Below are 22,176 nucleotides of genomic sequence, written 5' to 3'. Positions count from 1 at the left end.
GGGTGTGCCGCCATCAGGCGGCTTTTCGCCGCGGATTCCCAAGGAACCGCCCCGGCGCCGCATGGCCCGGCCCCTGGCCTTCCACATGCGTGCGAACCCCGTTGCACCAGACCTGCGCGATGCCGTCCGAAACCAGCATGGGCTCGGCATAGGTCGCGTTGTCCCGCACGCGGGCGGGGTCGAACAGCACGAGATCGGCGAAGGCGCCGGCGCGGATCACGCCGCGATCCGGCAGGCCGAAGACCTGCGCCGTGCGGCCCGTCATCTTGTGCACCGCGCTCTCCAGCGTGAAGAGGCCGAGGTCGCGCGCATACATGCCGAGCACCCGCGGGAAGGTGCCCCAGAGGCGCGGATGCGGCTTCGCGTCGTGCGGGATGCCGTCGCTGCCGATCATCGCGCGGGGATGCGCCATGATGCGCCGCACATCCGCCTCATCCATCGAGAAGGAGATGGCGCCCGCCGGCAGAAGCCGGTCCGCCGCCGCGCGGCGCGTGACGCCCCATTCCTGCGCGATGTCATCGAGGTTGCGACCCGCCATCTCGGGGTGCGGGATGGACCAGGTGATCTGCACCGGCACGTCCTGGCGCAGCTTGTCCGGCATCAGCACGGTCGAGCCCGCCGGATAGGGATAGACGTCATAGGCCACGGGCTGGTCCTGGCCGAGCCGGTCCATCAGGGCCAGCGTATCGCGCGAGCGGCCGAAATTCTCGCTCATGCTGCATTTGTGGTGGCTGATGACGACCTCGAGCGGCTTCTCGGGCGTGCCGGCCTCGCGGCCCACGCGCAGCGTCTCGCGGATGCTCTCCATCACGAAATCCGCCTCGTCGCGCATGTGGGTGGCGTAGAGGCCGCCCTCCTCGCGCAGGACTTCGGCGATGGCGATGACCTCCTCGGTCGGCGCCTGGGCATTGGGCGGGTAGTAGAGGCCGGTGGAGAAGCCGCCCGCCCCCTCGCGCAGGGCGCCGCGCAGGCGTTCCTGCATGTGGGCGATCTCGCGGTCATTGGCCGCGCGATAGACATCGCCCGCCATGGCCTCGACGCGGAGCGACATGTGGCCGCAGAAGGCGAAAGTGTTGACCGAGGTGGGCTTCCGGGCCAGCGCCTCGGCATATTCGCCGAAGCCGCCGAGCGTGAACCAGCTCTCATCGCCCAGCAGGTCGAGCGGCGGCGGCGGGCGGTTGGACAGGCGCAGCGGCGCGAGGGAGACGCCGCAATTGCCGACGACCACGGTGGTCACGCCCTGGCTCGTCTTGCAGTGCATGCATTCGGGGCCGCAGACCACGGCGCGGTCGTCATGGGTGTGCGCGTCGATGAAGCCCGGCGCCAGCGCCAGGCCCTTCGCCTCCACCTCCTCGCGGCCCGAGGCGCTGCCCAGGGCGCCCACGGCCACGATCCGGTCGCCCTCGACGGCCACATCGGCGGTGAAGCGGGGCGCGCCCGTGCCGTCCAGCACGGTGGCGTCACGAATCACCAGGTCACAGCGCAGGGTCATTCCGGTTCCTCAACCTCGATTTTTTTCATCATGGGACAAAGCGCGTTGAAACGCCATGTTGCGCGGCCCGAGAGTAATAACGTATCCACGAAAGACAAAGTCCGGAGAGAAACATGTCCCTGTCACCATCCACCCTCTTCCGCCGTTCGGCCCTGCTGGCAGGCCTCGCCACGCTCGTCGCGGCGGGCCCCGCCCTCGCGCAGACGCAGATCACGATCCACCACGCGCTGCCGCCCAACAGCCACACCGGCGCCGGGCCGATCGCCTTCAAGGAGACCTTCGAGCGGCTGACCAACAACCGCTACCGAATCGTCATCCAGCGCAACGACAACGAGCGCGAGATGATCGAGAGCGTGCAGATCGGCACCATCGACTGCACCTTCACCTCGACCGGCCCCGTCGGCAATTTCGTGCCCGAGGTCCGCATTTTCGACGTGCCCTTCCTGTTCCGTGACACGGCCCATGCCCGCGGCGTGCTGGACAGCGAGATCGGCCAGCAGGTGCTGGCGCGCTTCAACGCCCGCGGCCTGCATGGCGTGATCTGGACCGAGAACGGCTTCCGCCACCTCACCAATTCCCGCCGCGACGTGAACACGCCGGCCGACATCCGCGGCCTGAAGGTCCGCACCATGGAGAACCAGGTGCATATGCGCGCCTTCTCCGTGCTGGGCGCCCTGCCCACGCCGATGGCCTTCTCCGAACTCGTGCCCGCGCTGCAGCAGGGCACGGTGGATGGTCAGGAGAACCCGATCTCGGTGATCGTGGCCAACAACCTGAACCAGGTGCAGCGCTACATGACGCTGACCAACCACGTCTATTCGCCGGCCGTGATGATCTGCAACCCGGGCACCACGCAGCGCCTGAACGCCGCCGACCGCGCGCATTTCATGACCGCCGCCCGCGCCGCGCAGGCCGCCAACCGCGCCCGCGTGACGGCCGACGAGGCGAGCGGCGTGGAAGAGCTGCGCCGCCGCGGCATGACGGTGATCACCACCGTCAACACCGCCGCCTTCCAGGAGGCGCTGGCGCCGGCCTTCGCCGAGTGGGAGCGGACGATGGACGCCGCCACGCTGCGCCGCATCCGCGACTGGCGCCCGGCGCAATAAGCCCGAGCGGATCTTGATCCTGGCCGCGGGGCGAAACCCCCGCGGCCTTTTGCGTGAGGGGGAACCGCCCGCGTGAATCCGATGAATGCCACGCCGCTCGCTATCGTGCTGGGCGGCACCGTCCTGCTGGTCATCGCAGCCCTCTGGGTCGGCCAGCGGGCCGATGGGCCGCATGCGCAAATCCGCCGCGCGGTGCTGGCGGCCGACCGCATCACGACCGGCATTGCCACCGCCATCGCCATCGCCGCCCTGCTGGTCGCGGTCTTCGCCGGTTTCTGGCAGGTGGTGGCCCGCTTCGCCACCGAGACCCCCTCCGTCTGGTCCGAGGCGCTGGTGCGGACGGCGCTGGTCTGGATGGCCTTCCTCGGCCTCGCCGCCGCGATCCGCACGGGCTCGCTCGTCTCGATCGACATGGCGCACCGCTATTCGCGCGGTGCGCTGCGGCGGGGGATCGAGGCGGCGGTGCTGGCCGGCAACCTCTCCCTCATGGGCGTGCTCTTCTGGTTCGGCTGGATCATGGCCGAGCGCGTGAAGTTCCAGGAAATGGCGGGCCTCGAGGTCTCGATCAGCTGGGGCTATGCGGCGCTGCCGCTGGGTGCGGCCTTCGCGGCGCTCGGCGCGCTCGGGCAATTCCTCGACCGCCGGGCCGAAGAGCTGGAGATGGCGGTATGAGTTCCTTCATGCTCACCGCGATGCTGGTGCTGTTCGCCGCCAGCATCCCGGTCGCCGTCGCCATCGGAATCGTCGCCGTCATCGGCGTGGCGGGCTTCACCAATTTCCCGCTGATCGTGGCGGCGCAGCAGCTCTATGTGTCGCTGGACCGCTTTCCGCTCGCCGCCGTGCCCTTCTTCATCCTGGCCGGCAACCTGATGGATGTGGGCGGCATCTCCCGCCGCCTCGTGGATTTCGCGAAATCCATCGTGGGCGGCATCCAGGGCGGGCTGCCCGCCACCTGCATCGTCACCTGCATGATCTTCGCGGCCATCTCGGGCTCCTCGGTCGCCACCACCTTCGCGATCGGCGCGGTGATGATCCCGGCCCTGATCAAGGCGGGCTATCCCGTGGCCTTCGCGGCAGCGCTGATGGCGACGGCGGCCGAGCTTGGCGTCATCATCCCGCCCTCCATCCCGATGATCCTCTATGGCGTCACCACGCAGACCAGCATCCCCGAGCTCTTCATGGCGGGCTTCGGCCCCGGCCTGCTGATCGGCGGCGCGCTGATCGCGACCGTGCTGATCTGGTGCCGCATCACCGGCTGGGGGAAGAATGACGGCGAGGGCCGCCTGCCCTTCCTGACGGCCACGCGGCAGGCGGGCTTCGCCCTCTTCATGCCCTTCGTCGTGCTGGGCGGCATCTATGGCGGCATCACCACGCCGACCGAGGCCTCTGTCATCGCGGTGGTCTACGCCGTGCTGGTGGGCATGTTCCTGCACCGCGAGATCACGCTGCGCGACCTCTACCCCATCTTCAAGAAGTCGGTGATCAGCTCGGCCGTCATCATGTTCATCATCGCCTGCGCCGGCCTCTTCTCCTGGCTCTTGAACCGCCAGGGCGTGCCGGATGCGGCGGCGGAACTCATCGTGCAGACCTTCGATTCACCGGTCTGGTACCTGCTCGGCGTGAACGCCTTCCTCTTCGTGGTGGGCATGTTCGTCGAGACCTCGGCCTCGATCATCGTCCTCGCCCCGATCCTGGCCGAGGCGGCGGAGCGGCTGGGCATCAACCAGGTGCATTTCGGCACGGTGATGGTGGTGAACCTGGCCATGGGGATGATCACGCCGCCCTTCGGCGTGAACCTCTTCGCCGCCGCCCAGGTGGCGGGCACCAGCATCGACCGGATGATGCGCTATCTGCCCATCTTCATCGGAGTGATCTTCGCCTGCCTGATGGTCATCACCTATGTGCCGGCCATCGTGATGTTCCTGCCCGACCTGGTCTTCCGGTGAGGCGCAGCTTGACCTGACCATGGGGGGAAGGCGCATCCTTCCCCCCATGAAACGGTTGCGCTGGCTTCTCCTGCTCCTGCCGCCGCTTGCCCTCGCCTGGGGCCTCTTCGCCTGGGGCCAGCGGCCGCTCGAGGTCAGCCTGGCACGCCCCGAGCGGGACGTGCCGTTGCGCGTCTTCGGCCTCGGCACCGTCGAGGCGCAGATCCTCACCCGCATCGGCTTCGAGGTCGCCGGCACGCTGGTGGCGCTCGAGGCCGACCACGGGGACCGCGTTTCCCGCGGCGCCCTCCTCGCCCGGCTGAACGATACCTCGCAGCGCGCCCGCATCGCCCGGGCCGAGGCGAGCGTGCAGAATGCCGAGGCGCAGCAGGGCCGCGTCGCCGCCATCGCCGAGCGCGCGACCGCCACCTATGCCCAGAAGCGCAGCCTCGCCCAGCGCCGGCGCGAACTGGCCAATCGCGGCAGCGGCTCGCTGGAAGCGGCCGAGATCGCGGAGACCGAGGCGCTGACGGCGGCCGCCGACCTCGCCGTGGCGCGGGCCGACATCATCGTGGCGCAGGCGGTGCTGGCCGATGCGCGGGCCAACCTCCAGGCCGAGCGCGGCACGCTCGCCAAGCACAGCCTGGCCGCGCCTTTCGACGCGCTGGTGATCGCCCGCAACCGCGAGGTCGGCACGGCGGTGCAGCCGGGCGAGGTGATCTTCACCCTGGTCGCCCCCGGCAGCCTCTGGGCGCTGGCCCATGTGGACGAGGCGCGGGCCGGGCATCTGCGCGAGGGGCAGCCCGCCGAGATCCGCCTGCGCTCCCTCCCCGGCGAGGTCTTCCCCGCCCGGGTCGTGCGCATCGGCCTCGAGAGCGACCGGGTGACGGAGGAGCGCCGCGTCTATCTCCGCTGCGAACGCTGCCCCGAACGCCCCGTGCTGGGCGAGCAGTTGCAGGTGGAGATCGAGACCGGCCGCCTGCCGGAAGCGCGCCTTGTGCCCGAGGCCGCGATCACGGGTTTCGACGGCGCAGAGGGCCGCGGCTGGGTGCTGGAGGGCGGCACGCTGCATCACCGCCCGCTGCGCTTCACCGGCCGCACGCTGGATGCCCGCCTGGTGCTTGACCCCGCCATGCCGGAGGTGGTGACGCGCGTCCTGCCCGGCTTCCGCGAAGGGCGGGCGGCGCGCGCCAGCCCATGAACCTCGCGTTGCGCGACATCCGCCACAAGCTTGGCCGCTTCCTGCTGACCTGCGCGGGGCTCGGCCTGCTGCTGGGTGTCGCACTCGCCATGGTCGGCATCTATCGCGGCGTGGTGGATGAGGCCCTCTCGCTGACCCGCGCGCTGGGCGCCGATCTCTGGGTGGTGGAGGGCGGCACGCGCGGCCCCTTCGCGGAGGCCAGCCGCATCCCGGGCGACACGCGCGAGGCGGTGGCGCGCATCGCGGGCGTGGTGGCCGCCGGCAGCGTCACCTTCCAGACCGTCGAGGCGCGCGCGGCCGGCACCGCCGCCGCCAGCACGGCCGGCGCCTTCCGCAACGAGGCGGGGCGCGAGCGCGTGGGCGCCGCCCTCCGCGTGCAGATCCTGGGCTATGAGCTGGACCGCCCGGGCGGCCCGCCTCCCCTGGCCGAGGGGCGCGGCATCGCCGCCCGGCGCGAGATGGTGCTGGACCGCGGCGCGGGCCAGCCGCTCGGCGCCATGGTCGAGATCGGCGGGCTGCGCTTCCGCGTGGTGGGGCTGACGGCGCGCGCCGTCTCCTCCGGCGGCGACCCACTGGGCTGGATCACGCTCGCCGATGCGCAGGAACTGCAGTTCCGCCTGAACGCGCCCGCCGCCCGCCGCGCGACGGCGAGCGGCAGCGCGGGCCAGCCGCGGGACACGGTGAACGCCGTCATCGCCCGCCTCGCCCCGCATGCCGATCCGGTGCTGATCACCGAGCAGCTTCGCCACTGGAAGCACCTGGCCGCGCTCACCTCGGCCGAGCAGGACAATATCCTCACCCGCAGCGTGGTGGAGCGCGCGCGCAAGCAACTGGGCCTCTTCACCACCATCCTGCTGCTGGTCTCGGGCGTGATCGTGGCGCTGATCGTCTACATGCTCACCATGGACAAGCTGCGCGAGATCGCGACGCTGAAGCTGATCGGCGCGCCGGACCGCGCCATCGTCTCGCTCGTCATGCAGCAGGCGCTGCTGCTGGGGGCGGTCAGCTTCGCCAGCGGCGCCACGCTGCTGCTGCTGGTGAAGGACGTCTTTCCCCGCCGCGTTGTGCTGGGGCCGGAGGAGCTGGCCGGCGTCGGCCTCGTCGTCTTCGTCATCTGCCTGCTGGCCAGCCTGCTCGGCGTGCGCGCCGCGCTGCGGATCGAGCCGGCGCAGGCGCTGGGCGGATGAGCCTCGTCGAGCTCCAGGGCATCGCCAAGGGCTTCGGCGAGGGGGAGGCGCGCGTGCAGGCGCTCGCCGACATCCACCTCCATGTGGACCCGGGCGAGGTGGTGGGGCTGCGCGGCCCCTCGGGCAGCGGGAAATCCACCCTGCTCAACGTCGTCGCCTGCATCCTGGAGCCCGATGCGGGGGTGATGCGCCTCTCGGGCGAAACGGTGTGGGAGGGCGGCTGGAAGCGGCGCGACCTCCGGGCGCTGAGGCGCGAGAAGATCGGCTTCATCTTCCAGGCGCACAATTTGCTGCCCTTCCTCAACGCGACCGATAATGTGGCCCTCGCCATCACGCTGTCGGGCGTCGGCTTGGCCGAGGCGCGCCGGCGCGCGGCCGCATTGCTGGATCACCTCCAGGTCGGCCGCCGCGCCAGCGCCATGCCGGCGCTGCTCTCGGGCGGCGAGGCGCAGCGGGTCGCCATCGCGCGCGCGCTGGCGAACCACCCCAGCATCATCCTGGCCGACGAGCCGACCGCGGCGCTGGATTCCGAGCGCGCCCGCGTGGTGATGGAGCTGCTGCGCCGCGTGGCGCGGGAGCAGCGCGCCGCCGTCCTCGTCGTCACGCATGACGAGAAGATCTTCGATCGCTTCGACCGCATGGTGAACCTGCGCGACGGCCGCATTGAGAGCGAGACGCGCCCCGGCGCTTGACCCTGACCTTGTGGGAGGCCCGACACTCCGCCCATGCGATTCCTCCTGGCGGCCCTCCTGATCCTTGCACCCGGCCTTGCCCTCGCCCATTCCGAGCTGAGCGGCAGCACGCCGCCGCAGGGCGCGCGCCTCGCCGCGCCGCCCGGCGAATTCGTGCTGCGTTTCAACGAGCCGGTGCAGGTCACCTCGCTGCGCCTCTTCGACGCGGCGGGCCAGGCCCTGCCCCTCCAGCGGGAGGGCGATGCGGCGCCGCGGCGGGAGGCGCGTGCGACCCCCGCCGCCCCCCTGCCGCCCGGCGCGCTGCGCCTCGAATGGCGCGCCATCTCGGCCGATGGGCATCCGATCCGCGGCAGCCTGCGCTTCACCTGGGAGGCCACGCGATGATCCTCGAATTCCTCCAGCCCGACCCGAGCCTGCTGGACGGCGCGACCGTGCTGCTGCGCGCCGCGCAATACGCGACCTCCCTCGGCGCGGCCGGCATCGGCCTCTTCCTCGCCGGGTTCGGCCACCGGCTGGATCCGGGGGGGCTCGCGCATCTGCGCCGCTGGCTGCTGGGTGCTGCGCTGGCCGGCATCGCCGTCTCGCTGCTCGGGCTGCTGCTGCGGGCCCAGATCCTCAGCGGGAACGAGGCCTGGTTCGACGGCGCGGTCTGGCGGGCGATGATGGTCTCGCGCATCGGGGATGCCTTCTGGCTGCGCGTCGTGGGCCTTGCCCTGCTCGCGCTCGCGGCCATGCCCTGGCCGGTGGCCCCGGCGCTGGCCGCCATGGGTGCGCTGATCGCGGCCGCGAGCTACGCGGCGATGGGCCACTCGACGCTCTACCGCCCGCGGCAGGAACTCTCGGCGCTGGTCACGCTGCACCTGCTGGCCGTCGGCTTCTGGATCGGCAGCCTGCCGCTGCTGATCCGCGCGGCCATGGCGGGCGAGGCCGGGCTGATCGCCGCCTGGTCGCGCGCCGCCATCGCCATGGTGGCGGTGGTGGTGCTGGCGGGCGGGATCGCGGCCATCCTGCTGGTCCCGCGCTGGGACCTGCTCTTCGCCGCCTGGTATGGCTGGGGGATGATCGCGAAGCTGCTGCTCGTCCTCGGCCTGATCGCGCTGGCGGCCTGGCACCGGCTACGCCTCGCCCCCGCCCTGGCCGAGGGCGGCCGTCCGGCGCGGCAGCGCCTCGCGCGCTCGATCCGCATCGAGGCGGTGCTGGCGCTGCTCGTCTTCTGGGCGGCGGCCGAGATGGTCTCGGTCCATCCACTCGATGCGGGGCACCGCATCGCCCCCTGATCGCGGCGCTTGCACGCGGACGAAACCCCGCGCAGCATCCTGCCAAAATCAGGGAGGGCGCGAGCCATGAATCCGATCACCCGCCGCGGCGCGCTTGGCGCCGCGACCGCCATCGCCACGACACCGCTCGCCGGCCGCGCGCAGACGCGCGACAACGTGATCCGCATCGGCGTGCTGGCCGACATGAGCGGCCCCTATCGCGACACCTCGGGCCCCACCTCCGTCGCCGCCGTGCAGCAGGCCGTCGAGGATCTCGGCATGGCGCAGCGCGGCGTCACGGTGGAGGTTCTCTCGGGCGACCATCAGAACCGGCCGGATGCGGCCCTGGCGCTGGCCCGCCGCTGGATCGACACCCAGGGCGTGGACATGATCTGCGAGGTGAACAACAGCGCCATCGCGCTCGCCCTCGCCAACCTGGTGCGCGAGAAGGACAAGATCCAGCTCGCCTCCGGCGCCGCCTCCTCCGCGCTGACCGGCCCGCAATGCTCCACGCACACCGTGCAATGGACCTATGACACCTGGATGTTCGCCAATGTGGTGGGCGGCGCCACGGTGCGCTCGGGCGGGGATTCCTGGTTCTTCATCACCGCCGACTACGCCTTCGGCCACCAGCTGGAGCGCGACACCTCGCAATTCGTCACGCGCTCGGGCGGACGGGTCATGGGCAGCGCGCGCTACCCCTTCCCCGGCACCACGGATTTCAGCTCCTTCCTGCTGCAGGCCCAGGCCAGCCGCGCGAAGGTCGTGGGCCTCGCCATGGCGGCGGCCGACATGCAGAACTGCGTGAAGCAGGCGCATGAATTCGGCCTCACGCGGCGCGGCCAGCAGCTCGCCGGCATGATCATGTTCGTGCAGGACATCCGCTCCATCGGCCTCGAAGCGGCACAGGGGATGGTGATGAGCGAGGTCTTCTACCATGACCTGAATGACCGCACGCGGGCCTTGGCCAGCCGCATCCTGCGCCGCACGCCGGAGAACATGCCGAACCAGGAACACGCCGGCACCTATTCCTGCGCCATCCACTACCTCAAGGGCGTGATGGAGGTGGGCGTGCCACGCGCCAAGGCCTCGGGCATCGAGGTGCTGAACGTCATGAAGCGCATGCCGACGGAGGATGACGCCTTCGGCCCGGGACGCATCCGCGAGGATGGGCGCAAGATCCATCCGGCCTACCTGTTTGAGGTGAAGTCGCCCCGCGAGTCCCGCGGGATGTGGGACTTCTACAAGCTGCGGGCGACCGTGCCGGCCGAGCAGGCCTTCCGCCCGCTGAACGAGGGCGGCTGCCCCCTGATCCGAACCTGAGGAACATCCGATGATGCAACGCCGCCACCTCGCCCTCATGCCCGCCGGGCTGCTCGCCATGCCCGCGATCGCCACCGCGCAGGAAGCCGAGCGCAGCCAGGACCTGGTCCAGGGCTTCTCCCGCGCGCGCCTCGCCCGCTTCCAGCCCGCCATGGCGCGGGAGGTGGAGCGCGGCAGCTTCAACGGCTGCGTGGCGCTCATCGCCCGCAACGGCCAGATCATCCATCACGAGGCCTATGGCCACCAGGACAATGCGCGCCGCGTGCCGATGACGCGCGAGGCGATCTTCCTGCTCGCCTCCATGACGAAGCCCATCACCAGCGTCGCCGCCATGATGCTGGTGGAGGAGGGCCGCATGAAGATCGGCGACCCCATCACCCAATGGCTGCCGGAGCTGCGCGAGCTGAAGGTGATGACGCGCGACGGCGAGGTGCCGCTCGCGCGCCCCATCACCGTGCAGGACCTGCTGCGCCATTCCTCCGGGTTCGTCTATGCCGCCTCCTCGCCCTTCCCGCGCATCCGCGAGATGTATGAGGAGCTGGACATCGAGGCGCGGCGCGGCCCGGTGCCGGCCGACGAGATGCTGCGCCGCCTGGGCACCGTGCCCCTCGCCTTCCAGCCGGGCGCCCAGTTCTTCTACTCGATCAGCACCGATGTGCTGGGCCTGCTGCTGCAGCGCGTGGCCGGCCAGCCGCTGGACCAGCTCATCGCCGAGCGGCTGACGCGGCCGCTGGGCATGACCGATACGGTCTGGTGGGTGGACGCGGCGCGGCGTTCGCGCGTGGCGGAGAGCATTGCCTCCGACCCGCTTTCGACGCCCATGTGGAACAGCTACCGCATCGAGCAGAATCCGGTGCCGGCGGGCCACTTCAAGGGTGGCGCGGGCCTCGTCGGCACCAGCGCCGACTATTTCCGCTTCGCGCAGATGATCGCGAATGGCGGCAGCTTCGAGGGCAAGCGCTACCTCTCGGCGCCGACCGTGAACTGGATGCTCTCCGACCACATGGGCAGCATGGGCGGCACGCCCCAGGCCAGCACGGGCCCGGGCTACGGCTTCGGCCTGGGCTTCGCGGTGCGGCGGGAACAGGGCATCTCCGTCGCCCCCGGCTCGCCCGGGGATGCGATGTGGGCCGGCGCCTGGGGCACCAGCTTCACCATCGACCGCGCCGAGAAGCTGGTCGGCGTCTTCATGGCGCAGGGCCCGTCCAGCCGCATGCACACGCGGATGGTGTTCAAGAACATGGTCTATGGCGCGATGGTGGAGAGCCTGCGCGGCTGAGCCACGCGGCCTAGCGCGGCGTCAGCACCTCGGTGCCGACGCCGCCCTCGCGCCCCTGGGTCCAGCGGCCGACCAGGCGGCCATCCTCCATCACCTCATAGGCGACGACGCCGGTCTCGCGGCCGGCGACGTAGCCGATGACCAGCAGCTTCCCCACGGTGAGCGCGATGCCGTTGGTGGTCTCGCCGGCCACGCGCCAGGTCATCCGCCAGGTCTGCGGGCCGGTCGCGGTGAGCGTGGCCGAGCCCTGGTAGGCGGTGCCGTCGGCGCCGCGGCCCTCGACGGCATAGACGCCGCTGCGCTGGGCGGCGGCCGGCTGGATGGAGAGGCCCGCGGCGAGGAGCACGGGCGCGGAGAGCAGGAAACGACGCATGGACGACTCCAAGGGTTGCGGGCCCAATCTGGGCGGGCCAGCCTAATGAAGCTTTGCCGGAGATGGGCATTGCGGCAACCGGCGCCGCGCCCATCTCAGGGACATCGTCGAGGAGAAGACCCATGGTCCTGAAACTGATCTGCGCGCGGATGCTGCTGGGCCGGGTCGCGCTGCGCGGCGCCTTCACGCTGGGCGCCGTCGCCGGGACGGCGGGCGTCATCGGGCTGTGCGCGCTACGCAGGGCGATGGCGGAAAAGCGCGACAGCGCCGCCTAGAACGTCTCGACCCAGGGACGGAGCGCGATCTCGCTGCTCCAGGCCGAGCGCGGCTGCGCCAGCACATGCAGGTAGCTGTCGGCGATGGCATTGGGGTCGAGCAGGGAATCGGAACCCGGCGCCGCCACGCGGCGGCTCGATGCGATGCCGCCATCGATCACGAAATGACAGACATGGATGTTCCGCGGGTGCAGCTCGCGCGCCAGGCTCTCGGCGAGCCCCCGCAGCGCGAACTTGCCCATGGCGAAGGGTGCTGACTGCGGAAACCCCTTCACCCCTGCCGAGGCGCCGGTGAAGAAGATGCTGCCCCGCCCCGCCGCCAGCATGCGCCGCGCGGCCTGCTGCGCGGCCAGGAAGGCGCCGAAGGCGCAGACCTCGAGCGTGCGGCGCACCTCTTCCGGGTCCAGCTCGGTGATCGGACCGCGCACGCGGAAGCTGGGGTTGTAGACGAGCAGCGAGGGCGCACGGCCGGCCGCTTCGAGATCCGCGAAGAGCGCGGCCACGCCCGGCACATCCGCCGCGTCGCAGGCATGCAGACTGCCCCGGGTCTCGGCCGCGAGGCCGGCGAGCTTCGCCGTGTCCCGCGCCGCCAGCGCCACATCCCACCCAGCGGCGGCGAGCTTGCGCGCCAACGCGGCGGAAAGCCCCGCGCCGGCGCCGATGATGAGGGCGTTGTCAGCCCTGTCCATAGATCCGCTTCGCCTCCGCCGGGCTCACCAGCCCGTCGGCCACGTCGCGCGCCACCAGGGCCGGATCGCGCTGCTTCGGGTCGCCCATGCCGCCGCCGCCCGGCAGCTTCAACACCAGATGGCGGCCCTTCGGGATCACCTGGAAGCCCTTGGTGCGCAGCACCGTGCCGTTGGCGTCATCCAGGCCGACCCAGCCGCCCGCGCCCTCGCCACCGCCGAAGCGGCCCTTGGGCGGGTTGGCCACGCGGTCGAAGATCGCGTTCACCGCGAATTCCGCGTCCTTCTTCGCGCCGATCTCCATGATCTGGCCGAAGCCGCCGCGCGTCCTGCCGGGGCCCGCCGAATCCGGCCGCAGCTCCTTCCGCCAGAAGATCACGGGGGCCACGTTCTCGGTCGCTTCCACGGGCATGGTGCGCACGCCCGAGGGGAAGGCGATGCCGTCCAGCCCATCCTTCGTGGGGCGCGCGCCAGTGCCGCCGGAGTTGAAGGTGATGATCTCGAAATCCTCGACCTCCGCCTCCTGGCCGCTCACCTGGCTGCCACCGCGCAGCGGCGGATTCCAGAGGGCCGAGGAGCCCTCGGCATTCACGCGGTCCGGCACAGCCTGGCTCAGGCAGCCCATCATCAGGTCGGGGATGAGCTGGCCGATGACGTGCCGCACGCTGACCGGATAGGGGCGCGGCGCGTTGAGGATGCAGCCCTCGGGAATCTCCATCCGGAAGGGCAGCAGGCTCGCCCAGTTGTTCGGGATCTCGGGCGCGATCACGCATTTCAGGCCGAAGCAGGCATAGGCGCGGCAATAGGCCGGCGGCACGTTGATGCCGCGCGTGGAGAGGCCCGATGTGCCGGCGAAATCCACCACGATCTCGCCGCCCTCGGCGCGCATCGCCGCATGCAGCGTCACCGGCGCCTCATAGCCGTCCGAGCGGATCTCGCCGCGCCAGACGACGCCCTGCGGCAGCTTCGCGATCTCGGCCTTGGTGGCGCTCATGCTGCTGTCGAAGATGAAGGCGGCGAGGTCGTCCAGGCTCTCCATCCGGTACTCGTCCATCATCTCGACGAGCCGCTTGGCACCGGCGTCGTTGCAGGCGCAGAGCGAGTAGATGTCGCCCTCCAGTTCCACGGGCGTCCGGGAACCGGCACGGATGAAGTCGAAGAAGGTCTCGTTGGGCTGGCCCGCTTCGAAGCACTTCACGATCGGGATGTAGAGGCCTTCCTCGAATACCGAACGCCCCTCCGGCCCCATGCCGAGGCCGCCGATGTCGATGATGTGCGCAGTGTTGGCGAAGAGGCCCACGATCTTGCCGTTGCGGAAGGCGGGGCTCACGACGGTCAGGTCATGCAGGTGGCCGGTGGCGAGCCAGGGGTCGTTGGTGATGTAGTGGTCGCCCGGCTTCATCGTGTGGGCGGGGAATTTCTTGAGGAAGTGGCCCACGGCCTCGGCCATGGAGTTCACATGGCCGGGCGTGCCGGTGACGGCCTGCGCCATCATCCGCCCCTCCAGGTCGAAGACGCCGGCCGAGAGATCGCCCGCCTCACGCACCGTGGTGCTGAAGGCGGTGCGGATCATGGTCTGCGCCTGCTCCTCGACCACCGCGATGAGACGGTTCCACTGGATCTGGCGTTGGATCTTTTCGAGTGCGGTGTTCATCACGCATCCCCCTTCGTCAGTTCCAGATAGCCCAGACCATCCATCCGGCAGGACCAGCCCGGCCCCACCAGTGTGCTCGTCTCATCCTCGGCGATGATGCAGGGGCCGGGGACTTCCGCGCCCGGTGCCATCTGCGTCCGGTCATAGACCTGCCAGGTGGCGACCAGGCCCGTCGCCGTGTCGCGCACCTGCTGGCTGCGGATCGGCTTGGGCGCCGGCGCATTGGCCACCTCGGCCGCCGCCTGCACCGCATCCACCACCGTCGCGACCGTGACGGCGAAGCTCAGCACCTCCACGTCGCTGCCCGGCACCGGGCGGTCGTAGAAGCGCGTATACTCCGCGTCATAGGCCGCGCGGATGGCCGCGATGTCGGCCTCCACCAGCGGCCGCACCGGCAGGGCCACGGCGATCTCATGCCCCTGCCCCACATAGCGCATGTAGCCGATGCGGTGCTCGACCGTCGGCGCACCGAAGCTGCCCTCGGCCACGACCTTCGCGGCCTCGGCGCTCATCGCCGCCAGCAGCGCATTCACGCCCGCGACATCGAAGCTCGCGAAGCGGGTGTAGAGGCTCTTCACCACCTCATAGCCCACGGGGGCCCGCAGGAAGCCGATGGCCGAGCCCACGCCGGCCCCACTCGGCACCAGCAGCTTCCGCACGCCGATCTTCTCGGCCACGCGATAGCCATGCACGGGCCCGCCGCCGCCGAAGGCGATGATGGCGCGGCCCTCATAGGATTTGGCACTCTCGATGGCATGGACACGCGCCGCATTGGCCATGTTCTCATCCACCATCTCGACCACGCCGAGCGCGGCCATGCCGGCCTCGAGGCCCAGGCCCTTGCCCACATGCTCAACCAGCGCGGCCTCGGCCGGCGCCGTCTTCAGTGGGAAATTGCCGCCCGCGAAGGCCGCCGCGTCATAGCGGCCGAGCGTGAGGTTCGCATCCGTCACCGCCGGCTTGGTGCCGCCGCGGCCATAGCAGGCCGGGCCCGGATCGGCGCCCGCGGATTCGGGGCCCACCTGGATGCGCCCCATGCTGTCGAGATGCGCCAGCGAACCGCCGCCCGCGCCGATCTCCACCATCTCGATCACGGGAATGCGCAGCGGCAGGCCCGAACCCTTGCGGAAGCGGCCGACGCGCGCGACCTCGAAGGTGCGGCTCGCCTGCGGCGCGAAATCATCAATCAGGCAGACCTTGGCCGTGGTGCCGCCCATGTCGAAGCTCAGCACCTTGGACCAGCCGCGCTGCTTCGCCACATGCGCCGAGAAGATGGCGCCGCCCGCCGGCCCGCTTTCCACCAGGCGGATCGGGAAGCGCGACGCGGTCTCGATCGTGGTGAGGCCACCGCCCGAGAGCATCAGGAACAACGGGCAGGTCATGCCGCCCTGCCGCAGCCCCGCCTCCAGCCGCGCCAGGTAGCTCGCCATCAGCGGCTGCACATAGGCATTGGCGACGGTGGTGGAGAAGCGCTCCCATTCGCGCATCTCGGGGCTCACCTCGCAGCTCAGCGAGATCGGCAGTTCCGGCCATTCGGCGCGGATGATCTCGGCCGCGCGGCGCTCATGCACCGGGTTCACGAAGCCATGGATGAAGCCGATGGCGAGGCTCTGCACGCCCTCGGCCTTCAGGAAGGGAATCCAGGCGCGGACGGCGCCCTCATCCAGCGGCACCAGCACCTGGCCGGTATTGTCCAGGCGCTCGGTCACCGGCAGGCGCCAGCGGCGCGGAACCAGCGGCTGGGGCAGCTCGATGTTCAGGTCATACTGGTCATAGCGGCTCTCATTGCCGAGGGCGAGCACGTCGCGGAAGCCCTCGGTCGTGATCAGCGCGGTGGGCGCGCCCTTGCGCTCGATCAGCGCATTGGTCGCGAGCGTCGTGCCATGGATCAGCAACGTGATGTCGGCGGGCTGCATGCCGGCACGGGCCAGCACCACGCGCACCCCCTCCAGCACGCCAAGCTCCGGCGCATGCGGCGTGGTGAGGACCTTGGCGGTCCAGCGCTGGACCTGGTCCTCGCCGGTCGCCGCCTCGATCGCGACATCGGTGAAGGTGCCGCCAATGTCGACGGCCAGCCGTGCGTTGCTCACCACCCGCGCACCATCCCGCCATCGGTGCGCATGATGCTGCCCGTGATGTAGGCCGCCTGCTCACTGCACAGGAAGGCCACCAGCGGGCCGTATTCGCCGGGCAGGCCGTAGCGCCCGGCCGGGATGGTCTTGCTGCGCTCGGCAATCACCTCGTCCACCGTCTTGCCCTGGCGCTTGGCGAGGCTGCCCGCCGTCTCCAGGCTGCGGTCGGTGCGGATGGCGCCCGGCGCCACGATGTTGCAGGTGATGCCCTCATGCGCCACCTCGGCACTGAGCGTCTTCATCCAGCCCATGATGCTGGCGCGCAGCGTGTTGCTGAGCACCATGTTGGGCAAAGGCTGCAGCATGCCGGTGCTGCCCACATTGATGATGCGGCCATACTTGCGCTCGCGCATGCCGGGCAGCAGGCGGTTGGTGATGCGGATGGGCGAGAGGACGATGCTCTGGAACCAGGTGGTGAGCAGCGCCTCGGTCACCTCCAGCGCCGGCCCCGGCGGCGGGCCGCCATGGTTCTGCACCAGGATGTCCACGCCCCCCATCGCGGCGATCGCGCCATCGGCCAGCGCGTCCATCTGCTCGCCCTTGGAGACATCGGCCGGGATGCCGGTGCAGGAGGCCGCACCCAGCGCCACCAGTTCCTTCGCCGCCACATCGAGACTCGCCTGGTCGCGCCCGCTGATGACCAGTGCGGCGCCCTCGGCCGCCAGCGCATCCGCGATGGAGCGCCCCAGGCCCTTCGAGGCCCCCATCACCAGCGCGCGCTTGCCCTTGAGCCCGAGATCCATCGTCCAATTCCCCTGGAAAAAACCGGGCCTGACCCTGCCGCGCCGCGCCCCCTCTGGCAAGCCGCCGCACGGCCGTTATGTTGCGCGTCCCCAGCGAATGACCAGGAAACGATCATGCCGAAGCCCGTGCTGCTCATCACCCGCAAGCTGCCCGCCGCCATCGAGGCCCGCGCCGCGCGCGACTACGAGGTCCGGCTGAACCCCGATGACGCCCCCTGGTTCCGCGACGGCGCCGAGATCGCCAAGCGCGCCCAGGGCGCCGACGGGATCCTCTGCGCGGCGGGTGATCCAATGAGCGCCGCCACCATCGCGGCCCTGCCCGCCTCGGTGAAGTGCATCGCCACCTTCAGCGTGGGCTATGACCATCTGGACGTGGCAGCGGCGAAGGCGCGCGGCATCACCTGCACCAACACGCCCGAGGTGCTGAGCTTCGCCACGGCCGAGACGGCGATGACCCTCATGCTCATGGCCGCCCGCCGCGCCGGCGAGGGCGAGCGCATGGTGCGCGCGGGCAAGTGGGAGGGCTGGGCGCCGACGCAGCTCATGGGCGTGACCCTCGAGGGCAAGAAGCTCGGCATCCTCGGCATGGGCCGCATCGGGCGGGAGCTCGCCGCCATGGCGCGTGGCTTCAAGATGGAAATCCACTACCGCGACATCAACCCGCTGCCGGCCGAGGCCGCGCAGGGTGCGATCTACCACGACAATGACGACAGCTTCCTCAGCACCATCGACGTCATCTCCATGCACGTCCCGGGCGGCGATGCCACGCGGAAGTGGCTGAACGCGGAGCGCCTGGCCAAGATGAAGCCCGGCCACCTCGTGGTGAATTCCGGCCGCGGCGGCAGCGTGGATGACGCGGCCCTCGTCGCCTCGCTCACCTCCGGCCACACCCGCGCCGCCGGCCTCGACGTCTATGACGGCGAGCCCAAGGTGTTCCCGGGCTATTTCGCCCTGGAGAACGTGGCCCTGCTGCCGCATCTGGGTTCCGCCACCATCGAGGTGCGCGACGCCATGGGCCATCGCGCGCTGGAGAACCTGGACGCGGTGCTGATCCACAAGAAGCCGGCGCCGCACGCCATCGGCTGAGGCGTCAGGCGCAGTCGGGCGAGAGGCCGAGCTCGGCGCAGATCATGCGCCCCTCGCGCTCGCCCGCCGCATCGGCGTCGCGGAGCAGGTCGAGGAAGGCCTGCTCCGCCTCGCCCAGCGGGCGGCCGCGCAGCCGCAGGATCCCGGGATGGACGGAGACCCAGGGCTCGCGCCAGCGCAGCGCCACCACCTCACCCAGCCGCAGCGCGCGGGCGGCGAGGCTGGTGGTCACCGCCACCACCGCATCCGAGCGGGAGACCAGGCTCAGCGCCACGGTCGGGCTCTCATGCACCAGCGCCGGGAAGGCCGGGTGGATGGCGCCCGCCGCCCGCGCCGCCTCGCGCGCCCTGACCAGCGGCGCCTGCACCTCGCGCGGGGCGCGGCCGATGAAGGCGAAGGGATGCGCCATGATGTCGGGCAGCGTGACGGCAGCGAGCCGCGTCAGCGGATGGTCCGGCCGCACCACGAACAGGCCGGGCTGCGGCCGCAAGGCCTCCAGCTCCAGCCCTGCCTCCCCCTGGAAGCCGCGCAGGTCGAGCAGGCCGAGCGGCGCCTCGCGCTCCAGCACCGCGCGCGCCACCTCGGCCCAGTTCGCGGCCGTCAGGCGCAGGCGAAGCTCGGGGTAGAGGCTCACCATCCGCCCGGCCGCGGCCAGGGCCAGGCTTTCCGCCACATAGCTGCCGGCCACGATGTTCAGGTCCCGCACCTGGCTGCCGCGCGCCTCGGCCAGGTGCCGGTCGAGCCCCGCCATGCGCTCCAGGATGTCGCGCGCATCGGCCAGCACGGCCCGGCCCAGGTCGGTCGTGATGGTGCCGCGCCCGGTCCGCTCGAAGAGCGGGCCGCGCAGCCGCGCCTCGACCGCGGCCAGCCCGCGCGTGACGGCCGACTGCGCGACGCCCAGCGCGCGCGAGGCGCGCAGCAGGCTGCCATGCTCGTCAATCGCCAAGATCAGACGGAGGTCCCGGATCTCCAACATATGCGGTGCATGCAATCACAAATTGCCGATTGATGATTAGCCCCCGGTCATCTCACCCTGGCAAGCTGAAACTATTGGGGAAAGAGCCGAATGACCACCGACGCCGCAGACAAGCCGCGCGCCATGGAGGAGGAAGCCCCGCCCGGAATGCGCCGCGTTCCGGGCGGCGCATTCCAGATGGGGTCCGACGCGCACTACCCGGAGGAGCGCCCGGCGCATCGCGTGGTGGTGGACGGCTTCTGGATGGACGCCACCACCGTCACGAATGACCAGTTCGCTGCCTTCGTCGCCGCCACCGGCTATGCCACCGTGGCGGAGCGCCCGCTCGACCCCGCGCAATATCCCGGCGCCCAACCCGAATTGCTGGTGCCCGGCGCCCTGGTCTTCCACATGACGGACGGCCCGGTGGACACGCGCGACATCTCGCGCTGGTGGCGCTGGACGCCCGGGGCGCAATGGCGCCACCCGCATGGCCCGGGGAGTGACCTCACGGGCCTCGGCGACCACCCCGTGGTGCATGTCGCCTTCGAGGATGCCGAGGCCTATGCGCGCTGGGCGGGCAAGGAATTGCCGACCGAGGCCGAGTGGGAATTCGCGGCGCGCGGCGGGCTGGACGGCGCGGAATTCGTCTGGGGGGAGGAGCTGGCGCCGGGCGGCGTGCATCTCGCAAACACCTGGCAGGGCCCCTTCCCCTGGCGCAATTTCGAGGCGGATGGCTTCACCGGCACCGCGCCGGTGGCGAGCTACCCAGCCAATGGCTACGGCCTGCACGACATGGCCGGCAATGTCTGGCAATGGACGACCGACTGGTTCGCCGCCCGCCACGCGGCCGACCCCGCCAAGCCCTGCTGCGCGCCCCAGAATCCGCGCGGCCCGGCGATGGAGGAGAGTTTCGATCCGCGCCAGCCCCAGGTCCGCATCCCGCGCCGCGTGGTGAAGGGCGGCAGCTTCCTCTGCGCGCCGAGCTATTGCCGCCGCTACCGCCCCGCGGCGCGGCACGCCCAGATGGTGGACACCGGCATGAGCCATATCGGCTTCCGCTGCATCCGCCGTGATCCGCAAAACGTCCAAGGAAAGCAGAAGCCATGACGGACTCCATCCGGCCCTCGCGCCGCAACATGCTGCTGGGGGGCGCCGCCGGCCTCGCCGCCACGGCGGCGCAGGGCGTGCAGTTCGCCCAGGCACAGGCGCAGGCGCAACCCGCTGCGCCAGGCCGCCCCGCCGCCGCCCCGCAGGGCCGCCCCAACATCCTGGTGATCTTCGGCGATGATGTCGGCTGGTCCAACATCAGCGCCTACAACATGGGCATGATGGGCTACCGCACGCCCAACATCGACCGCATCGCGCGCGAAGGCGCGATGTTCACCGACGCCTATGCGGAGAATTCCTGCACCGCCGGCCGCTCCGCCTTCATCACGGGGCAGAGCCCGGTGCGGACAGGCCTCTCCAAGGTCGGCCTGCCCGGCGCGGCCGAGGGCATGAGGGCGGAGGACCCCACCATCGCCGTGCTGCTGAAGGCCATGGGCTATGCCACCGGCCAGTTCGGCAAGAACCACCTGGGCGACCGCGACGAGCACTTGCCCACCATGCACGGCTTCGACGAGTTCTTCGGCAGCCTCTACCACCTGAACGCCGAGGACGAGCCGGAGAACCCCGACTATCCACGCAACCCCGAATTCCGCCGCCAATACGCCCCACGCGGCGTGCTGAAATCCTGGGCGAATGCCGATGGCACGCAGCGCATCGAGAACACAGGCCCGCTCACCATGAAGCGGATGGAAACGGTGGATGAGGAGTTCCTCGCCGGCGCGCTCGACTTCATGGACCGCTCGCACCGCGCGAACCGGCCCTTCTTCACCTGGTTCAACTCGACGCGCATGCATATCTGGACGCGCCTCAAGGAGTCCTCGCGCAGCGTCACCGGCCTTGGCGTCTATCCGGATGGGATGGTCGAGCATGACGGGCATGTGGGCCAGCTGCTGAAGAAGCTGGACGACCTCGGCATCACGCAGAACACCATCGTCCTCTACACGACGGACAACGGCGCCGAGGTGATGTCCTGGCCGGATGGCGGCTGCACCCCATTCCGCGGTGAGAAGGCGACCGCCTGGGAGGGCGGCTTCCGCGTGCCCATGGCGGTCCGCTGGCCGGGCCGCATCCCGGCGGGCCAGGTGATCAATGACATCTTCTCCCACCAGGACTGGCTGCCGACACTGCTGGCCGCGGCGGGCGACCCGGACATCAAGCCCAAGCTCCTGGCCGGGCACCAGGTGGGGCGCCGCAGCTACAAGGTCCATCTGGACGGCTACAACCAGCTGCCGCTGCTCACCGGCAGCGGGCCGGGCGCCCGGCGGGAGATGTTCTACTTCACCGATGACGGGGACCTCGCCGCGCTGCGCTATGACCAGTGGAAGATCCATTTCCTCATCCAGGAGAATCACGGGCTGCGTGTCTGGGAGCGCAACTTCACGACGCTCCGCATGCCGATGCTGTTCAACCTGCGCTCCGATCCCTTCGAGCGCGCGGATGAGAGCTTCGACTATGGCCGCTGGCGGGTGGAGCGCGCCTTCGCCTTCGTGCCGGCGCAGCAGTTCGTCGGCCAGTTCCTGGCGACCTTCCGCGACTTCCCGCCGCGCCAGGCGCCGGGTAGCTTCAGCCTCGGCGATGCGATGTCCCGCCTGAGGACGGGCGCCGCCGGACGGTAATCTCGCATGCGCCGCGGTCCGGGCCGCGGCGCATGCCGAGCCGGCGGGCGCGCCTCACGGCGCCCGCCGGCCCCCCATCGAAGGA

At 70.7% G+C, this 22,176-nt stretch carries 21 protein-coding genes; 14 read left to right on the top strand and 7 right to left on the bottom strand.

Features of this window, described 5'->3' with window-relative positions; genetic code table 11:
- Positions 1-13: 13 nt before the first annotated feature.
- Complete coding sequence (locus R9Z33_RS10705; RefSeq protein ID WP_318651283.1) at positions 14-1,492, bottom strand: N-acyl-D-amino-acid deacylase family protein; 1,479 nt, start codon at positions 1,490-1,492, stop codon at positions 14-16.
- 113 nt (positions 1,493-1,605) lie between these two features.
- Here R9Z33_RS10705 and dctP point away from each other — a divergent pair, with 113 nt between their 5' ends.
- The 10 genes from dctP (at position 1,606) to R9Z33_RS10655 (ending at position 11,461) form a co-directional block, all read left to right on the top strand.
- The gene (dctP, locus tag R9Z33_RS10700; RefSeq protein ID WP_318651282.1) at positions 1,606-2,598 is read left to right on the top strand and encodes a TRAP transporter substrate-binding protein DctP; all 993 of its coding nucleotides are present in this window, start codon (positions 1,606-1,608) and stop codon (positions 2,596-2,598) included.
- Positions 2,599-2,679: 81 nt separating this feature from the next.
- Positions 2,680-3,270, top strand: coding sequence for a TRAP transporter small permease (locus tag R9Z33_RS10695; protein ID WP_318651636.1), 591 nt, complete (start codon positions 2,680-2,682; stop codon positions 3,268-3,270).
- Positions 3,267-4,544, top strand: a complete 1,278-nt coding sequence (locus R9Z33_RS10690; protein ID WP_318651281.1) for a TRAP transporter large permease — start codon at positions 3,267-3,269, stop codon at positions 4,542-4,544. Before R9Z33_RS10695 ends, R9Z33_RS10690 begins: the two co-directional genes overlap by 4 nt.
- Positions 4,545-4,590: 46 nt before the next feature.
- Positions 4,591-5,724 (top strand): efflux RND transporter periplasmic adaptor subunit, encoded by a 1,134-nt coding sequence (locus R9Z33_RS10685; RefSeq protein WP_318651280.1) that lies wholly within the window; start codon positions 4,591-4,593, stop codon positions 5,722-5,724.
- Entirely contained in the window at positions 5,721-6,911 is a 1,191-nt protein-coding gene (locus tag R9Z33_RS10680; protein ID WP_318651279.1) for an ABC transporter permease, read from the top strand. The genes R9Z33_RS10685 and R9Z33_RS10680 overlap by 4 nt, the downstream gene beginning before the upstream one ends.
- Entirely contained in the window at positions 6,908-7,603 is a 696-nt protein-coding gene (locus R9Z33_RS10675) for an ABC transporter ATP-binding protein (RefSeq protein ID WP_318651278.1), read from the top strand. The genes R9Z33_RS10680 and R9Z33_RS10675 overlap by 4 nt, the downstream gene beginning before the upstream one ends.
- A gap of 33 nt (positions 7,604-7,636) precedes the next feature.
- Entirely contained in the window at positions 7,637-7,987 is a 351-nt protein-coding gene (locus R9Z33_RS10670) for a copper resistance CopC family protein (protein WP_318651277.1), read from the top strand.
- Entirely contained in the window at positions 7,984-8,880 is an 897-nt protein-coding gene (locus tag R9Z33_RS10665) for a CopD family protein (RefSeq protein WP_318651276.1), read from the top strand. Before R9Z33_RS10670 ends, R9Z33_RS10665 begins: the two co-directional genes overlap by 4 nt.
- Positions 8,881-8,946: 66 nt before the next feature.
- On the top strand, positions 8,947-10,182 hold the full coding sequence (locus R9Z33_RS10660) for an ABC transporter substrate-binding protein (protein WP_318651275.1): 1,236 nt from the start codon (positions 8,947-8,949) through the stop codon (positions 10,180-10,182).
- Between the two features lie 13 nt (positions 10,183-10,195).
- Positions 10,196-11,461: a serine hydrolase domain-containing protein gene (locus R9Z33_RS10655; protein WP_318651274.1), complete on the top strand. Its 1,266-nt coding sequence runs from the start codon at positions 10,196-10,198 to the stop codon at positions 11,459-11,461.
- Positions 11,462-11,471: 10 nt separating this feature from the next.
- Here R9Z33_RS10655 and R9Z33_RS10650 read toward each other — a convergent pair whose 3' ends face one another.
- Complete coding sequence (locus tag R9Z33_RS10650; RefSeq protein WP_318651273.1) at positions 11,472-11,834, bottom strand: hypothetical protein; 363 nt, start codon at positions 11,832-11,834, stop codon at positions 11,472-11,474.
- 122 nt (positions 11,835-11,956) lie between these two features.
- Between R9Z33_RS10650 and R9Z33_RS10645 the strand changes: the two genes are divergently transcribed.
- Positions 11,957-12,109, top strand: coding sequence for a hypothetical protein (locus tag R9Z33_RS10645; RefSeq protein WP_318651272.1), 153 nt, complete (start codon positions 11,957-11,959; stop codon positions 12,107-12,109).
- Here R9Z33_RS10645 and R9Z33_RS10640 read toward each other — a convergent pair.
- The 4 genes from R9Z33_RS10640 to R9Z33_RS10625 are packed head-to-tail and all read right to left on the bottom strand — an operon-like array spanning position 12,106 to position 17,324.
- Positions 12,106-12,798 (bottom strand): SDR family NAD(P)-dependent oxidoreductase, encoded by a 693-nt coding sequence (locus tag R9Z33_RS10640; RefSeq protein ID WP_318651271.1) that lies wholly within the window; start codon positions 12,796-12,798, stop codon positions 12,106-12,108. The genes R9Z33_RS10645 and R9Z33_RS10640 overlap by 4 nt on opposite strands.
- On the bottom strand, positions 12,785-14,449 hold the full coding sequence (locus R9Z33_RS10635) for a hydantoinase B/oxoprolinase family protein (protein ID WP_318651270.1): 1,665 nt from the start codon (positions 14,447-14,449) through the stop codon (positions 12,785-12,787). Before R9Z33_RS10635 ends, R9Z33_RS10640 begins: the two co-directional genes overlap by 14 nt.
- Entirely contained in the window at positions 14,449-16,539 is a 2,091-nt protein-coding gene (locus R9Z33_RS10630) for a hydantoinase/oxoprolinase family protein (RefSeq protein ID WP_318651269.1), read from the bottom strand. Before R9Z33_RS10630 ends, R9Z33_RS10635 begins: the two co-directional genes overlap by 1 nt.
- Positions 16,536-17,324 carry an SDR family oxidoreductase gene (locus R9Z33_RS10625; RefSeq protein WP_318651268.1) on the bottom strand — a complete coding sequence of 263 codons (789 nt, stop codon included), beginning with the start codon at positions 17,322-17,324 and terminating at the stop codon, positions 16,536-16,538. The genes R9Z33_RS10630 and R9Z33_RS10625 overlap by 4 nt, the downstream gene beginning before the upstream one ends.
- Before the next feature lie 114 nt (positions 17,325-17,438).
- On the opposite strand from R9Z33_RS10625, the gene R9Z33_RS10620 reads away from it, so the two are divergent.
- Positions 17,439-18,410 carry a 2-hydroxyacid dehydrogenase gene (locus R9Z33_RS10620; protein ID WP_318651267.1) on the top strand — a complete coding sequence of 324 codons (972 nt, stop codon included), beginning with the start codon at positions 17,439-17,441 and terminating at the stop codon, positions 18,408-18,410.
- A gap of 4 nt (positions 18,411-18,414) precedes the next feature.
- Here the strand turns inward: R9Z33_RS10620 and R9Z33_RS10615 are convergent, their stop codons facing one another.
- Complete coding sequence (locus R9Z33_RS10615; RefSeq protein ID WP_318651266.1) at positions 18,415-19,386, bottom strand: LysR family transcriptional regulator; 972 nt, start codon at positions 19,384-19,386, stop codon at positions 18,415-18,417.
- Positions 19,387-19,476: 90 nt separating this feature from the next.
- Between R9Z33_RS10615 and R9Z33_RS10610 the strand changes: the two genes are divergently transcribed.
- Together R9Z33_RS10610 and R9Z33_RS10605 are read left to right on the top strand one after the other, a co-directional pair.
- The gene (locus tag R9Z33_RS10610; protein ID WP_318651265.1) at positions 19,477-20,475 is read left to right on the top strand and encodes a formylglycine-generating enzyme family protein; all 999 of its coding nucleotides are present in this window, start codon (positions 19,477-19,479) and stop codon (positions 20,473-20,475) included.
- Complete coding sequence (locus R9Z33_RS10605) at positions 20,472-22,091, top strand: arylsulfatase (RefSeq protein WP_318651264.1); 1,620 nt, start codon at positions 20,472-20,474, stop codon at positions 22,089-22,091. Before R9Z33_RS10610 ends, R9Z33_RS10605 begins: the two co-directional genes overlap by 4 nt.
- The last annotated feature ends 85 nt before the right edge of the window (positions 22,092-22,176 follow it).

This window comes from Sediminicoccus rosea, assembly GCF_033547095.1.
Taxonomy (GTDB): Bacteria; Pseudomonadota; Alphaproteobacteria; order Acetobacterales; family Acetobacteraceae; genus Roseococcus; species Roseococcus rosea.
The sequence above is the reverse complement of the archived record's forward strand: the minus strand, read 5'-3'. Positions and strand labels throughout refer to the sequence as shown.